This is a genomic window from Bradyrhizobium sp. USDA 4452 (genome assembly GCF_054063575.1).
Genome location: NZ_JBSSGK010000001.1, coordinates 1,868,571 through 1,883,706 on the forward strand (window position 1 = coordinate 1,868,571; position 15,136 = coordinate 1,883,706).

Below are 15,136 nucleotides of genomic sequence, written 5' to 3' on the forward strand. Positions count from 1 at the left end.
TCCATGTCCGAGCGCTTCATCAAGTCCGAGCCCTACGCCTGGCCCTATAATGGCGATTTGCGGCCAGAGAATACCGCGCTGATCATCATCGACATGCAGACCGATTTCTGCGGCGTCGGCGGCTATGTCGACAAGATGGGCTACGACCTCTCGCTGACCCGTGCGCCGATCGAGCCCATCAGGAAGCTGCTCGCGGCGATGCGCGCGCAGGGCTTTCACATCATCCACACCCGCGAAGGCCACCGGCCTGATCTCGCCGACCTGCCCGCCAACAAGCGCTGGCGCTCGCGCCAGATCGGCGCCGGCATCGGCGATCCCGGCCCGTGCGGCCGCATCCTGGTGCGCGGCGAGCCGGGCTGGGAGATCATTCCCGATCTCGCGCCGCTGCCGGGCGAACCCATTATCGACAAGCCCGGCAAGGGCTCGTTCTGCGCCACCGATCTCGAGCTGATGCTGCGGCTGCGCGGCATCGAGAATATCGTGCTGACCGGCATCACCACCGACGTCTGCGTCCACACCACGATGCGCGAGGCCAACGATCGCGGCTTCGAATGCGTGCTGGTGGAGGATTGCTGCGGCGCGACCGACAGGAGCAACCACGACCATGCGCTGAAGATGATCAAGATGCAGGGCGGTGTGTTCGGCGCGGTGACGAAGTCCGCCGATCTGATCGGGGCGCTGTCGTGATCATCGGCGAACCGCCGCTACCCACAGGCGCGTTCGGCGTCGACGCCATCGCCATGACGATGCGGTTCGGCGACTTCCTTGCGCTCGACAATGTCGAGCTCAAGGTGCGCCCGGGCTCGTTCCACGCGCTGCTCGGCGAGAACGGCGCCGGCAAGAGCACGCTCGTCAAGTGCATCATGGGCTATTACCACGCGACCGAGGGCGATATCATCGTCGGCGATCGCCAGCAGGCCATCGCCAATCCCAAGGACGCGCATGCGCTCGGGCTCGGCATGGTCTACCAGCATTTCACGCTGGTGCCGGCGATGACGGTCGCCGAAAACCTGGTGCTGGCGCGCGACGATGTGCCTTCCGTGGTCGACTGGCGCAAGGAGAAGAAGGAGCTCGAGGCCTTCCTTTCGCGGATGCCGTTCAAGGTGCCGCTCGACGCAAAGGTCTCCGACATCTCCGCCGGCGAGCGGCAGAAATGCGAAATCCTCAAGCAGCTCTATCTGAAGCGCCGCTTCCTGATCCTGGATGAGCCGACCTCGGTGCTGACGCCGGGCGAGGCCGACGAGGTGCTCGGCATGCTGCGCGCCATGGTGGTCGCGGGCGAACTGACCATCCTGATGATCACACACAAGTTCCGCGAGGTGATGGCGTTTGCCGATGACGTCACGATCCTGCGCCGCGGCAAGCTCGCCGGCACCGGCCGCGTTGCCGACCTCACGCCCGACGAGATGGCCCGCACCATGATCGGCGCCGAGCAGCTGACCGTGCAGCCGCCGCGCACCGGCGAGACCGGCGCGCCGCGGCTCGAGCTCGACAAGCTCACCGCGCTCGACGATGCCGGCGCGATCGCCGTGCACGGCGTGTCGCTGACGGTGAAGAGCGGCGAGATCGTCGGCATCGCCGGCGTGTCCGGCAACGGCCAGCGCCAGCTGGTCGAGGTGCTGGCCGGCCAGCGCGAAGCCGAGAGCGGCGTGATCCGCGTCCAGGGCGAAGCCTATGCGGCGAGCCGCGAGGAGATGCGCCGCCACAAGATGTCGCTGCTGCCCGAGGAGCCGCTGAAGAACGCCTGCGTCGGCGGCATGAGCGTCGCCGACAACATCGCCTTCCGCGAGTTCGACCGCGCCCCGTTCGCACGCGGCGGCTGGTGGCTGGATCGGTCGGCGTTCCGCGAAGACGCCGAACGCAAGATCAACCGCTACAAGATCAAGACCCGCACGCCGGAGACGCCGATCGCGGCGCTGTCGGGCGGCAATGTGCAGCGCGCGGTGCTGGCGCGCGAGCTCTCGGGCGACGTCGAGGTCCTGATCGCGGCCAATCCGTGCTTCGGGCTCGATTTCGCGGCGGTGGCGCAGATCCACGCCGAGATCATGGCGGCGCGCAATCGGGGCGCTGCGGTGCTCTTGGTCAGCGAAGACCTCGACGAGCTGCTGGAATTATCGGACCGGCTGGTCGTGATGTTCCACGGCGCGTTCGTGCACGAGGCCCGCGCCAGCGAGGCCGACCTCACGGAGATCGGCCGGCATATGGCCGGGCACTGAAGCAGGTCATGGGCTAGTTGCCTGACGGCGCCGCCCCGCGCTGCCGTGCCGGCGCACCGCGCAGGAACGCCCGGCCGAAATCATCGACGGCAGGCGCGAGGATCGCCCGATCCCGCGGCAGCGCGTCAGGCATGTCGTCGCGGATGAACGCCAGCAGCTTCTCGCGGATTTCGCAGCGCAAGTCCCAGGACTGTGGCGCATTGCGTGCGCTGACCAGCGCGCGCAGCTCGATGGTGCGCGGATGGGTGTCGATCACCTGCAGATTGACGACGGCGCCGTCCCAGAGCCGCGACTCCTTGGCCACCTGCTCCAGCCGCTTGCGGATCGCCGGCACGTCGGCGCTGTAGTCGACATGCAGCGCGATTGCGCCGATCAGCGATTGCGCGTCCCGCGTCCAGTTCTGGAACGGACGCTCGATGAAATAGGACAGCGGCACCACCATGCGCCGCCAGTCCCACAGCCGGATCACGACATAGGTCGAGGCGATGTCCTCGACCCAGCCCCACTCGTTCTCGATGATGACGGCGTCCTCGATCCGGATCGGCTGTGTGACAGCGATCTGCACACCGGCGATCAGATTGCTGAGCAGCGGCCTTGCCGCAAGGCCGACGATCAAGCCGGCGGCGCCGGCAGAAGCGAACAGGCTGACGCCGTATTGCCGGACCGAGTCGAATGTCATCAGCGCGGTGGAAACCGCAATGATGACGATCAGCGTGTCGGTGACCCGCTTGAAGACGCGGACCTGGGTGACGTGCTTGCGCGCCAGGAAATTCTCGGCGACGTCGAGGCGAAATCTGTCGAGATACCTGGCCGACGCCATATCGACGGCCCGGATCGAGATCCAACCAACCAGCGCGATCACGGCGACGCCGAAGACATGGCTGAGCGTCTGCCGCAGCAGATCGTCGAGCGGCGCCAGCGGTAGCACCAGCGCGACGGCGGCAAGACACAGCGCCAGCCGTGACGGCCCCGATGTCCGGTCGAGCAGCAACGGCGCGACCGAGTTCTTCGATCCAACCATCCGATGGACGAGACGCTGCGCGATCGAGTGAACGATGAGCGCAACGACGATCGCGCCCGTAATCAGGCCGAGACCTACGACCCAATCGGGAACCCATCGAAACGTGTGTTCCACTTCGGCAAGGATATTCCGCATCAACCCGCCTGCTCCCGCATTGCAGGCCGCTAACGCGCGGAATCCCGGATCGCTTCTGACGTCTGTGCAACGCAGCAATTCGTTCGGTGCAACTCGGACACTCGGGATGCGGCGTTGGATCGGCTGACGCGGAACCGCGCTAGGCGATCTCGAACGCGTCCGCTGCGAGATGCTTCAGATTGGCGTGCCAGTGCTCGGCGATCTGAAGCCGGGTCGGCACCCAGACGTGGTCGTGCTTCTGGATGTAATCGAGGAAGCGCATCAGCGCGGCAGCGCGGCCGGGACGGCCAACGACGCGGCAGTGCAGGCCGACCGACATCATCTTGGGTGACGTTGCGCCCTCGGCATAGAGCACGTCAAAACTGTCCTTCAGATAGGTGTAGAACTCGTCGCCGCCGCCAAAGCCCTGCGGGTTGATGAAGCGCATGTCGTTGGCGTCGAGCGTGTAGGGGATTACGAGATGCGGCTCGGTGCCGGCGGCCTTGATCCAGTACGGCAGATCGTCGGCATAGGAATCGCAGAGATAGCGCAGGCCGCCCGCCTCCATCAGAAGCCGCAGCGTGTTGATCGAGGAGCGGCCGGTGTACCAGCCGAGCGGCCGCGCGCCGGTCGCCTCGGTGTGCACGGCGATGGCGCGGCCGATCTCCGCGCGCTCCTCGTCCTCAGACATGTCCTTGTGCTCGACCCAGCGCAGGCTGTGGCTGGCGATATCCCAGCCTGCTTCCTGCATCGCCGCGACGACATCCGGATTGCGCTTCAGCGCCATCGCGACGCCGAATACCGTGGCCGGCAGCTTGCGCTCGGTGAACATCCGCCACAGCCGCCAGAAGCCGGCGCGCGAGCCGTATTCGAACATGGTCTCGATATTGGCGTGTCGCTGGCCGACCCAAGGCTGCGCGCCCAGCACGTCGGACAGGAACGCTTCCGAGGCACGATCGCCGTGCAGGATGTTGTTCTCGCCGCCCTCCTCGAAATTGACCACGAACTGCACGGCAACGCGCGCCGCGTCGGGCCATTTCGGATCCGGCGGATTGCGGCCGTAGCCGCGGAGATCGCGCGGATAGCGGGCCTCGGTCACATCAGATTTCCTCGAAGCGGATGTTCTGCGCGCCCTTCCACAACACGGTCTTGCCGAACGCGGTGAGGTTCTCCAGCCCCGAGGTCAGCGTGATGAAATGATTGCCGGCGAGCTGGCCCATCTTGCTGGCGAAATGCACGCCGCCATAGGCGAGCAGGATCTCGGTCTCGCTGATGCCGCCCGGGTAGAGGATGATCTGGCCCGGCGCTGGATAGCTGGTGTGGTTCTCGTAGGAGACGCCAAAGTCGAGATCGCCGAGCGGCATCCAGACGCCCTCGCCGCTCCAGCGCACATGGATCGCCTGGCTCTCGAACGGCATCGCCTTGCGGAACGCGGCGACCGTCTTCGGCGCGAGCTGTTCCTCGAAACGGGCGTCAAAGGTGAAATCGCCGGCACGGACAATCAGTTTGCTCATCGAACTCTCGTGGGTGGGCTGGACAGAATGATGCCGCAACCTTTGACGCCGGCCCGCGCCGGACGCAAGGCCGATTCCGGCTCCGGATGCCGGTTTTTTGCCCGCAAGAGCGCCTGCGGCAACGCAGATTTGAGCAGGGTTGCGTTGCTCCCCGGCTCCCCGTTTGCGAACCTCTCCGCATTCGCAAGGGAGGACGGCCGATGACGACAAACAGCCTTCACGGACATGTGGCGCTGGTGACCGGCGGCTCGCGCGGCATTGGTGCGGCCATCGTCAAGATGCTGGCGGAGGCTGGTGCTGCCGTCGCCATCAATTACCGCGAGCGGTCGGCTGAAGCGGAGACGCTGGCAAAGGGCATCATCGCTGCCGGCGGCCGGGCCGTGGCGATCGCCGCCGACGTCTCGGATGCGGCGGCCGTCACGGGCCTCGTCGCGCGCGCCAAATCCGAGCTCGGCCCGGTCGACATCCTCGTCAACAATGCCGGCATCGCCATCGTCAGGGGTGTCGACGATCTCACTGAAGAGGATTTCGACCGCACCATCGCGGTGAACCTCAAATCGGCATTTCTCTGCACGCAGGCCGTGCTGCCGATGATGCGCACCCGGAAATGGGGCCGCATCGTCAACATCTCCTCGGGCGCGGCGCGCGGCGGCGGCGCGATCGGGCCGCACTACAACGCGTCGAAGGCGGCGATGGAGGGCATGACCCGCGGCTATGCCGCGCGCCTCGTCAAAGAGGGCATCACCGTCAACGCCGTCGCGCCGTCGCTGATCGAGACCGACATGATGAAAGGACAGAGCGGCCTCCTCAGCCGGATCCCGATCGGCCGCTTCGGCACCGCCGAGGAAGTCGCACAGGCCGTGATGCTGCTGGTCAACAATCCCTACATGACCGGTCAGACTATCGCGATGAGCGGCGGCATGGCGTTCAACTAGGTTCCCGAGCAGCCTCGACGGCATCGAACGTTGGACCTGCGGCGCATCACCGGCGTTGTCATCAAACCATGGCAGGAACTGTGCTTGGCTGTAACAGTTGTCCGCTAGGCGAAACCGGATTTGGAGCCTGTCGTGATCGATCCGAAAACGCTTCTCGAACGCGCCGCGCAGCTGGCCGATCAGGCCAAGGACGAGGCAAATGCCGGGATCCGGGAGCGGCTGCTGCGCATGGCCGAACACTATCGCGACCTGGCCGCGCACGAGACTTGGGCGCATGAAAACCCGCCATCGGTCGGCGCCATCACGAGCGTGCTCAGCACCCGCGCAGCGCATTGAGCCGATCGGGAAAACGGCCCCTCAGCTGACGCGAATGCGATAGCCCAGCGACCGACGTGCGCCCGGCGCAATGTGCATCAGGCCGGGCTTGTCGGCGAACTCACCGTCGAATTCCGCGGGGCTGGCAAAGCCGTGCCACGGCTCGATGCAGAGGAACGGCGCGCCGCCAGGCTTCGACCAGATGCCGAGCTCGCGGAAGCCGCGCCAGGACATTTCGATCGCCGGGCCTTGGGTGGCTGCTGCTGGGCCCAGTGTCGCCGTGAAGAGGATCGATGTACTTGCGACCTGATCGAAGACCATCGCGTCGTCATCGAACTGTTCCTCCGACAGCGCAAGCGTTCTGCCCTTGACCGGATTGGGTTCAGGCTGCTGGCGCATCAATCCACCCGTCAATCGCCGGATCGGCGCGCGTTCAGCCTTGCCGAAGGTCAGCGTGTAAGCCTCCTTCGGCAGTCCCTGCACCAGCGGCCAGTTGAAAGCGGGATGACCGCCGAGCGAGGCGGGCAGGATGTCGTCGCCGGTGTTGACGACGTCGAAGGCGACGTCGAGATCGGCGTCACCGACGGTGTAGGTGACCTCCAGCCTGAACGCGAAAGGATAGCGTGCGCGCGCTTCCGCATCGTCGGTGAGTGCGAGCTTGCACGATCGCGATCCCTGCTCGACCCAGACAAAGCGGCGATCGCGCGCAAAGCCGTGCTGCGTCATCGGATAGGTCTTGCCGTTGTGGCGCAGCGTGTCGTCCTTCAGCCGGCCGACGATCGGGAACAGGATCGGCGCGTGGCGCGGCCATTGCGCGCCGGCCTGCCACAGCAATTCGGTGCCTTGGGCATTCCTGAGCGACGACAGTTCGGCGCCCTGGGCTTGAATGATTGCGGCGATTCCATCGCCGCGCAGCGTGTAACTGTCGCCCATGCCTCGCCTCGCGGGTTGCGTCATGCCCCGACAGGAGATGTTCGATGCTGGCGATGCCGTCAACCCCAAAGCGATCGGGCCGCCCCGGCGGGGCGGCCCTGCTTGCCTACCCGGCGATCCTGGAAAAATCAGGCTGGCGGCGCTCGGCAAAGGCGGCGAAGGCCTCGCGGGCTTCCGCACTCATCAGCCGCTGCTGGAAGATTTCGCTCTCGCGCGCCATTTGCGCGCTGATCCCTGCGGGATCCCGCATCAAGGCCTTGGTGTGCTGGAGCGAGCCGAACGGCCGCTTCGCCAGCGCGTCCGCCGCCGCACGTGCCTTGGCGCGGAGATCCGCAAGCGGCACCACGGCATTGGCAAGGCCGATGGAGACCGCGGTCTCCGCCTCGACCGGCTCGCCGAGCGCGAACATCGCATAGGCCCGCGCATGGCCGATGCGCTGCGGCAGCAGATAGGTCGAGGCCGCTTCCGGCACCAGCGCGAGATTGACGAACGGTGTGATCAGCCGCGCGGTCGGCGCGAGGTAGACGAGGTCGCAATGCAGCAGCATGGTGGTGCCGATCCCGACCGCATTGCCCTGCACCGCGGCAACCAGCGGCCGCGTCGCCTTGGCAAGCCCGGCGAGGAAGCGCGACACGTGACGCTCGCCCTGCACGCCGCGCGACACCGCCGCGAAATCGGCAAGGTCATTGCCTGCGGTAAAGCTGTCGCCGTCGCCCTGCAGCAGCACGGCGCGGATCGCAGTATCGCTTTCCGCGCGCTCGAGCGCGTCGGCCATCGCGCCATACATCGCGTTGGTGATCGCGTTTTTCTTGTCCGGACGCGCCATCGTCACGGTGAGAACGCCACCGTCCAGCGCTACGACCACTTCACTCATCTCTCGCTCCTGTTGCTTGCTTCCTGTTTGATGCGTCTGCTTGACGCGAACTGGTACCCGTTTCGCCTGAAGGCGCGCTAGCCGTCTTTGTCCTTCGGAAACTTGTCTTGCAGGCTGGTCAGCCAGCGCGACACCACGTCGATCTCGGCTTCCGAAAATCCGTCCATCAGGCGATTGTTGATCACCCGGGTCCTGGTTGCGGCGCGCTTGCCGAGTTCCTGCCCCGCCGCGGTCAGATGCAGCCGCTGACTGCGCCCGTCCTCACCGTCGCGGCGGCGCTTGACGAGGCCGGCACGCTCCATCCGGTCGGCGAGTCCTGTCATCGCCGACGGCACGATGTCGAGCGCCTGCGAGACGTCGCCGATCAGCGCGCCGTCGTTGCGCCCGAGGAAGAACAGCACGCCCGCCTGCGCCGACGTCAGGTCGTGCGCGGCCGTCTCCTGGTCGATGGCGCGCTGCAGCCGCCGATAGGCCACGGTCAGGAGAAAGATCAGCCGGTGTTCCGCTTTCATGGCGTTGTTATATATTTCGCATGCGAAATATCAAGATGTTTCGCGCGCGAAATATCTGATGATTGCCGAAATCCACTGTCACGTTCTGCGGCAGCGCCAAAACTCCGGCGCCTCCGACAGTGCGAGCTCCGCACTTGACTGGAATGAGCCCCCGCGACAGGATTGATTGCGACATTTTGATTGCGCCGCTGGATCGCTGCATTGCGTCCCAGCAGAAAACCCTTGATCGACAACGATCAAACGGGAAATCTTCCGCCCGGAGCCATGTGTCGCGTTGCGACTGCGGCGGCGCCACGGGAGTGTCATGACGTCAGCGGCAAGTCCGGACAGGGGGCGCGTTGTCCGCCCAAAGCGGCCGCGCCACCTCAGCGAAGCCATGCGTTGCGAAACCGCGTTTCGCCTGATCCTGTCTGAATGTCTCGAGGAAGTCGCGACCAACCACGAGGCCGTGAGCAATGGCGACCCGGCTGCGCTCCACCAGACCCGTATTGCACTGACGCGGCTGAAGGCCGCGGTCGCCTTCTACGGCCCGATGGTGGCGGACACCGAATGGAAGCGGCTGAAGTCCGAGCTGAAGTGGCTGAGCGCGCATCTGGGTGCGACGCGCGATCTCGACGTCGCGATCGAGAACAGCAAGGGCTTGCCGGAAGAACTGATGCTCAGGACGGCACGCGCCGATGCGTTCGAAGCCCTCAAGGAAGCCTTGCAGAGCGACCGTTACTGGCAATGGTTCGACGGCATGTGGGACTGGGTCGGCAGCGGCCCCTGGACCACGCGGCAGGACCGCCGTGCCGCGCAACGGCGGGCCGTGCCGGTGTCGGTGTCTCATGCACGCCGGCTGGCACGGTGGCATGGCAAGCTGTGCCAGAAGAGCCGCGGGCTGCAGGGCATGGGCAAGAACAAGCGGCACCGTGTCCGGCTTGCCAGCAAGCGGCTGCGCTACGCCATCGAGTTCTCGGAAGGCGGATTGCCTCCCGACGAATACGCGTCATGGCGGACCGTCCTGAAGCATCTGCGCAAGGGACAGCAGCTGCTGGGCGAATTGAACGATGACGAGGTGCGTCGCGAGTTGTTCGAGAGCGCCGATGCGCTGGCGCAACGCGCCCGGCAGCGCAAGGCCAAGCACCAGCGCATGCACGCGCGGAAGCGCAAGGGCCGGCTGCTGCGCCGCGCCGCGGCGATCTACCGAAAAATCTCCGATTGAGCGCGCAGCCGTGCATCTTCCGTCGGCGCGCCGCTGCGGCCCAAGCTCCGGCCGCCCAGAATTGATGTATGAAACATTATTTATTACTCTTGTAGCATTACTACTTATTGTGCATAACTGATATTCAAATAAACTCGACTCTCGGCCTCAATCGATGATCACCGCGGCCCAGCTACGAGCTGCCAGAGCCTTGCTCGGCATCGACCAACGGCAGCTCGCCGAGCTGTCCGGACTTTCGGTGCCAACCATCCAGCGCATGGAGGCGAGCGAGGGCACCATCCGAGGCAATGTCGATTCGCTTGTGAAACTGATCGACGCGCTCGGCACGGCCGGGGTCGAAGTCATCAACGAGGGTGCCGCCAGCAACGGCGGCGGCCGCGGCGTGCGATTGAAGGCCGGATCCGGCTCGCCCAAGGTGCAGACATGATCCCGGCGGTCACTCAGCAGGTCTGGTGTGTTGCTGCACTGCTGGGAACGACCGCTCTCGCGATCGCAGCAGGCGGATCGCGTCGATCGACGGCCATTGTCTACGGCACGACCTTTGCGATCTCGTTGGTCGCATTGGCTGGCGCCCTGTTCGCGCTCATCGCCCACCCCGGCACGACCGCACTGACATTACCTGTCGGCTTGCCGTGGCTGGGATCGCATTTCCGCCTCGACGCGCTCGCCGCATTCTTTCTCGCAGTGGTCAATCTCGGCGGTGCGGCCGCAAGTCTTTATGGCCTCGGCTATGGCAATCACGAGTCAGCGCCAAAGCGCATCCTGCCCTTCTTTCCGGCGTTCCTGGCCGGAATGAACCTCGTTGTGCTGGCCGACGATGCGTTCACCTATCTGCTATGCTGGGAATTCATGTCGCTCGCATCCTGGGCGCTCGTCATGGCGCATCACCGTGAGGCAGACAACACGCGCGCAGGCTATGTCTATCTCGTGATGGCAAGCTTCGGGACGCTGGCCCTGTTGCTCGCTTTCGGCCTGCTGGCGGGAGCGGGCGGGAGCTATAGTTTTGTGGCTATCCGCACCGCCCAGCACACCCCGTCCGAAGCCGCACTGGTGCTCGCGCTGATGCTGCTCGGCGCCGGATCGAAGGCCGGCCTGGTTCCATTGCATGTGTGGCTGCCGCTGGCCCATCCCGCAGCACCGAGCCATGTCTCGGCGCTGATGAGCGGGGTGATGACGAAGGTCGCCATCTACGGATTCATCCGCGTCGTGTTCGATCTGCTCGGGCCGCCTAGCTGGTCAGCCGGTGCCGTCGTGCTCATCCTCGGCGGCGCGACCGCCGTGATGGGCATCCTCTACGCATTGATGGAGAAGGATCTCAAGCGCCTGCTCGCCTACAGCACGATCGAGAACATCGGCGTCATCTTCGCAAGCCTCGGCCTTGCGCTGGCATTTCAGGCGAGCGGCCTCGGCCTGGCCGCGGCCCTCGCCTTCACGGCCGCGCTGTTCCATGTGCTCAACCATTCGTTCTTCAAGAGCCTGCTGTTCTTCGGGGCCGGCGCCGTGCTGATGTCGACCGGCGAACGCGACATGGAGAAGCTCGGCGGCCTGATCCACCGCATGCCGCTCACGAGCTTCGCCTTTCTCGTCGGCTGCGTCGCTATCTCGGCGCTTCCGCCGTTCAACGGGTTCGTTTCCGAATGGCTGATGTTTCAAGCCGTCCTCCAGAGCCCCGATCTGCCGCAATGGGTGCTGAAGATCATGGTGCCCGCGGTCGGCGCCTTGCTGGCGCTGGCGGCGGCGCTCGCCGCCGCATGCTTCGTCAAGGCCTTCGGAATCACATTTCTCGGCCGCGCGCGCAGCCCGGCCGCGGAAGCCGCCGGCGAGGTCGATCGCTATTCGCTTGCCGCGATGTTCTGCCTCGCCGCGCTCTGCTTCCTCGCCGGCATTCTGCCGGGCCTGGTGATCGACGCGCTCTCGCCGGTCGCGCAGGCCATGACCGGCCACCGGATGCCGCTCCAGGCGGACGATCCCTGGCTTTCGATCGCGCCGATCGCGGAGAGCCGCAGTTCCTACAACGGATTGCTCGTGTTTGTATTCATCACTGCGGCGGCGTCGCTTGCGGTGTATTTCATCCATCGCTTTGCGTCGCGCGCGATCCGGCGCGGACCGGCCTGGGGCTGTGGCTTCACCGATCCGACGCCGGCGGCGCAGTATTCCGGAACGAGCTTCGTCCAGCCGATCCGCCGCGTGTTCGGCACCCTGGTTTTCCAGGCCCGCGAGCATGTCGACATGCCCGCGCCGGGCGAATTGCGGCCGGCCCGCTTCAAGGTCGAGATGCACGATCTGGTCTGGGAGCGGCTGTACACGCCCGTCACCGAAGTCGTCTGGTTCTTCGCCGATCGGCTGAACCAGCTCCAGTTCCTGACCATCCGCCGCTACCTCAGTCTGGTGTTTGCAACCCTGATCACATTGCTGCTGGTGCTCGCGATATGGTCGTGATCTCGGACATCTTTGTTCAGCTGGGCCAGATGGCGCTCGTGCTGCTGCTCGCGCCGCTCCTGACCGGCGTCGTGCGCAAGGTCAAGGCCCGCCTGCTGCGCCGGAGGGGACCGTCGGTCTTCCAACCCTATCGCGATCTGCTGCGGTTGCTGCGCAAGGAGGTGGTGCTCGCCGAAAACGCATCCTGGCTGTTCCGCGTCACGCCTTATGTGACGTTCGCGGCCATCTGGGTCGCCGCGGCGCTGGTCCCGACATTCGCAACCGGCCTGGAGTTCAGCTGGAGCGCCGACCTGATCGCGATCGTCGCCCTGCTCGGCAGCGCGCGCTTCTTCCTCGCGCTTGCCGGCATGGATGTCGGCACCAGCTTCGGCGGCATCGGCTCCAGCCGCGAGGTGATGATCGCCGCGCTGGCCGAGCCGGCCATGCTGCTGATGGTGTTCTGCGTCGCGCTGATTGCCGGCTCGACCCAGCTGTCGACGGTCGCGACCTTCATGGCGTCGTCGGAAGTCGGACTGCGCGTTTCGCTCGGCATGGCGATGATCGCCCTCATCATGGTGGCGCTCGCCGAGAATGCCCGCATTCCGGTCGACAACCCGGCGACGCATCTGGAGCTGACCATGGTGCACGAGGCGATGATCCTCGAATATTCCGGACGTCACCTCGCCATGATCGAGTTCGGCGCCTTCCTCAAGCTGCTGCTCTACATCTCGCTGATCATCTGCGTGTTCTTCCCCTGGCGGATCACCACCGAAGGCGCGGGTCCGCTGTCCTATCTGGTGAGCGTTGCCGCCTATATCCTCAAGCTTGCGGTCGCAAGCTTCCTGCTTGCCGTGTTCGAGACCGCGACGGCGAAGGTGCGGGTTTTCCGTGTCCCCGAGTTCCTCGGCGCCGCGCTCATGCTCGGCCTGCTCGGTACGCTGCTTCGTTTCGTGTCACGGGGCTTCTGATGCACAACCTCGCCTTCGACATCGCCCATCTGCTCGCCGGCGGGCTCGTCCTGATCAGCTTCATGATGCTCTACCAGGACCGCCTGTATGCGCTGCTCAACATCTTCGCGTTGCATGCAGTGGTGCTCGCGCTTTCCGTGGCCTGGCAGGCATTCGTCCAGAACGCACCGCATCTCTACGTAACGGCCGTGATCGCGCTGGTCTTCAAGGCGACCATCATCCCGGTGGCGCTGCACCGGATCGTCAAGCAGCTCGGTATTCATCGCGATATCGAGACCTCGGTAGGTATCGGCCTGACCATGCTGGCAGGCATGGGGCTCGTCGCGCTTTCGATGATGGTGATGCTCCGCGTGACCGGCGCCGCCGATCCGCTGGCGCGCGAAGACCTCGCCTTCGCGCTGTCGGTGGTATTGCTGGGACTGCTCGTCATGGTGACGCGTCGCAACGCCGTCAGCCAGGTCGTCGGCTTCATGTCGCTGGAGAACGGCTTGGTGCTGGCCGCGACCGGCGCCAAGGGCATGCCGCTCGTCGTCGAGATCAGCGTGGCGTTCTCTATCCTGATCGCATTCATCGTCATCGGCGTGTTCCTGTTCCGGATTCGGGAGCGGTTCGACACCGTCGACGTCGGCGCGCTCGATGAATTCAGGGGGGAGCGTCGATGACCGCCGCGTCGGATGCCGTCGCCTGGATTCTCCTGATACCGATCTGTGCCGCGGCCGTGCTTGCGGCGCTGCCCGGTTACCGGCTGACCGCGGCGCTCAATATCCTGGCCAGCCTCGGCACCTTTCTGGCGGCACTTTCGCTGCTCGTCATCGAGCGCCCGCAGCCCGGCCAGTACCTGCTGATCGACGACCTCAACATCGTCTTCATCGTGCTCAACAGCTTCGTGGGGTTCACCACGAGCGTGTTCAGCGCGAGCTACATCGCCCACGAACTCGAGACCGGACGACTGACGCCGGGCTATCTGCGATTCTACCATGCGATGTATCAGGTCATGATGTTCGGCATGAACCTCGCATTCGTGTCGAACAATATCGGCCTGATGTGGGTCGCGGTCGAGGTCGCCACGCTCACCACCGTCCTGATGGTCGGCATCTATCGGACCCATGCGGCGCTGGAAGCAGCCTGGAAGTATTTCATCCTCGGCAGCGTCGGCATCGCGCTCGCGCTGTTCGGCACCATCCTGGTGTACATGGCCGCGCTGCCGGTCATCGGCGAGGGCCAGGACGCCATGGTCTGGACGGTGTTGATCAGCCGCGCCGCAACCTTCGATCCGGCATTGCTCAACGTCGCCTTCATCTTCCTGCTGCTCGGATACGGCACCAAGGTTGGCCTGGCGCCGCTGCACGCCTGGCTTCCCGACGCGCATGCCGAAGGACCGACGCCGATTTCCGCCGTGCTGTCCGGCCTCTTGCTCAATGTCGCGCTCTATGCGGTGCTCCGCTTCAAGATCCTGCTCGCCGTCAATCCGGATGCGATATCGCCGGGCCCGCTGATGGTGACGATGGGACTGACCTCGCTGCTGTTCGCGGCCTTCATGCTTTACCGCCGCCGCGACATCAAACGGCTGTTCGCCTATTCCTCGATCGAGCACATGGGCATCATCGTGTTTGCGTTCGGGATGGGCGGGCCGCTCGCCAACTTCGCCGGCCTGTTGCACATGGTGATGCACAGCCTCACCAAGTCGGGGATCTTCTACGCCGTCGGCCACATCGCACAGGTGAAGGGCACGCAGCGGATCGCCAACATTCGCGGCCTGACTGAATCCCATCCGGCCCTCGGCTGGAGTCTCGTGATCGGCGTGATCGCGATCGCCGGCCTGCCGCCGCTCGGCATCTTCATGAGCGAATTTCTGATCGTCAGCTCCACGTTCGCACGCCAGCCGCTGCTCGCCATCCCGCTGGTGTTCGGCCTGCTGCTCGCCTTCGGCGCGCTGATCCTGCGCCTGACCAGCCTTGCGTTCGGCGAGCCGCGCGGCAGTGCCGCGCCGGCTGATGCATCCTATCTGCCGATGTTCGCGCATTTCGCGCTGGTGCTGACTGCGGGCATCTACCTTCCGGGACCGCTCGTCGTCTGGTTCCAGCACGTCGCCAACCTCCTGGGTTAGCGAGG

Annotated in this window: 16 protein-coding genes; 10 read left to right on the forward strand and 6 right to left on the reverse strand. The window is 65.3% G+C overall.

Translation table 11 applies throughout. The annotated features are described in order from the left end of the window. The first annotated feature begins 3 nt into the window (after window positions 1–3). Both biuH and ACVISU_RS08890 read left to right on the forward strand, forming a co-directional pair. On the forward strand, window positions 4–687 hold the full coding sequence (gene biuH / locus ACVISU_RS08885; protein WP_456706679.1) for a biuret amidohydrolase: 684 nt from the start codon (window positions 4–6) through the stop codon (window positions 685–687). Next, on the forward strand, window positions 684–2,216 hold the full coding sequence (locus ACVISU_RS08890; RefSeq protein WP_083992309.1) for an ABC transporter ATP-binding protein: 1,533 nt from the start codon (window positions 684–686) through the stop codon (window positions 2,214–2,216). The genes biuH and ACVISU_RS08890 overlap by 4 nt, the downstream gene beginning before the upstream one ends. A gap of 13 nt (window positions 2,217–2,229) precedes the next feature. On the opposite strand, the gene ACVISU_RS08895 is transcribed toward ACVISU_RS08890, so the two are convergent. The 3 genes from ACVISU_RS08895 to ACVISU_RS08905 form a co-directional block, all read right to left on the reverse strand. Beyond that, window positions 2,230–3,372 carry a mechanosensitive ion channel family protein gene (locus ACVISU_RS08895; RefSeq protein WP_456706680.1) on the reverse strand — a complete coding sequence of 381 codons (1,143 nt, stop codon included), beginning with the start codon at window positions 3,370–3,372 and terminating at the stop codon, window positions 2,230–2,232. 139 nt (window positions 3,373–3,511) lie between these two features. Then, entirely contained in the window at window positions 3,512–4,450 is a 939-nt protein-coding gene (puuE, locus tag ACVISU_RS08900) for an allantoinase PuuE (protein WP_050404221.1), read from the reverse strand. A 1-nt stretch (window position 4,451) separates the two neighbouring features. Then, window positions 4,452–4,865, reverse strand: a complete 414-nt coding sequence (locus ACVISU_RS08905; RefSeq protein WP_021077459.1) for a DUF3830 family protein — start codon at window positions 4,863–4,865, stop codon at window positions 4,452–4,454. Between the two features lie 200 nt (window positions 4,866–5,065). On the opposite strand from ACVISU_RS08905, the gene ACVISU_RS08910 reads away from it, so the two are divergent. Both ACVISU_RS08910 and ACVISU_RS08915 read left to right on the forward strand, forming a co-directional pair. Next, window positions 5,066–5,800: an SDR family NAD(P)-dependent oxidoreductase gene (locus ACVISU_RS08910; RefSeq protein ID WP_456706681.1), complete on the forward strand. Its 735-nt coding sequence runs from the start codon at window positions 5,066–5,068 to the stop codon at window positions 5,798–5,800. 132 nt (window positions 5,801–5,932) lie between these two features. After that, window positions 5,933–6,136 (forward strand): hypothetical protein, encoded by a 204-nt coding sequence (locus ACVISU_RS08915; RefSeq protein ID WP_456706682.1) that lies wholly within the window; start codon window positions 5,933–5,935, stop codon window positions 6,134–6,136. A gap of 21 nt (window positions 6,137–6,157) precedes the next feature. Here the strand turns inward: ACVISU_RS08915 and ACVISU_RS08920 are convergent, their stop codons facing one another. From ACVISU_RS08920 to ACVISU_RS08930, 3 genes are all read right to left on the reverse strand, one after another. Then, a complete protein-coding gene (locus tag ACVISU_RS08920) occupies window positions 6,158–7,048 on the reverse strand; it encodes an aldose 1-epimerase family protein (RefSeq protein ID WP_456706683.1) in 891 nt (296 codons plus the stop codon). 106 nt (window positions 7,049–7,154) lie between these two features. Next, window positions 7,155–7,922: an enoyl-CoA hydratase-related protein gene (locus ACVISU_RS08925; protein ID WP_456706684.1), complete on the reverse strand. Its 768-nt coding sequence runs from the start codon at window positions 7,920–7,922 to the stop codon at window positions 7,155–7,157. 77 nt (window positions 7,923–7,999) lie between these two features. Next, on the reverse strand, window positions 8,000–8,434 hold the full coding sequence (locus ACVISU_RS08930; protein WP_050404219.1) for a MarR family winged helix-turn-helix transcriptional regulator: 435 nt from the start codon (window positions 8,432–8,434) through the stop codon (window positions 8,000–8,002). Window positions 8,435–8,810: 376 nt separating this feature from the next. Here ACVISU_RS08930 and ACVISU_RS08935 point away from each other — a divergent pair, with 376 nt between their 5' ends. The 6 genes from ACVISU_RS08935 to ACVISU_RS08960 all read left to right on the forward strand — a co-directional run bounded on the left by ACVISU_RS08935 (window position 8,811) and on the right by ACVISU_RS08960 (window position 15,131). Further along, window positions 8,811–9,638, forward strand: a complete 828-nt coding sequence (locus ACVISU_RS08935; RefSeq protein ID WP_456706685.1) for a CHAD domain-containing protein — start codon at window positions 8,811–8,813, stop codon at window positions 9,636–9,638. A gap of 154 nt (window positions 9,639–9,792) precedes the next feature. Further along, window positions 9,793–10,065 (forward strand): helix-turn-helix domain-containing protein, encoded by a 273-nt coding sequence (locus tag ACVISU_RS08940; protein ID WP_050404217.1) that lies wholly within the window; start codon window positions 9,793–9,795, stop codon window positions 10,063–10,065. Next, entirely contained in the window at window positions 10,062–12,077 is a 2,016-nt protein-coding gene (hyfB, locus tag ACVISU_RS08945) for a hydrogenase 4 subunit B (protein WP_456706686.1), read from the forward strand. The genes ACVISU_RS08940 and hyfB overlap by 4 nt, the downstream gene beginning before the upstream one ends. Then, window positions 12,068–13,024, forward strand: a complete 957-nt coding sequence (locus ACVISU_RS08950) for a respiratory chain complex I subunit 1 family protein (RefSeq protein ID WP_050404215.1) — start codon at window positions 12,068–12,070, stop codon at window positions 13,022–13,024. Before hyfB ends, ACVISU_RS08950 begins: the two co-directional genes overlap by 10 nt. Next, entirely contained in the window at window positions 13,024–13,686 is a 663-nt protein-coding gene (locus ACVISU_RS08955) for a hydrogenase-4 component E (protein ID WP_050404214.1), read from the forward strand. The genes ACVISU_RS08950 and ACVISU_RS08955 overlap by 1 nt, the downstream gene beginning before the upstream one ends. Continuing rightward, complete coding sequence (locus tag ACVISU_RS08960) at window positions 13,683–15,131, forward strand: hydrogenase 4 subunit F (protein WP_456706687.1); 1,449 nt, start codon at window positions 13,683–13,685, stop codon at window positions 15,129–15,131. The genes ACVISU_RS08955 and ACVISU_RS08960 overlap by 4 nt, the downstream gene beginning before the upstream one ends. Window positions 15,132–15,136: the final 5 nt, after the last annotated feature.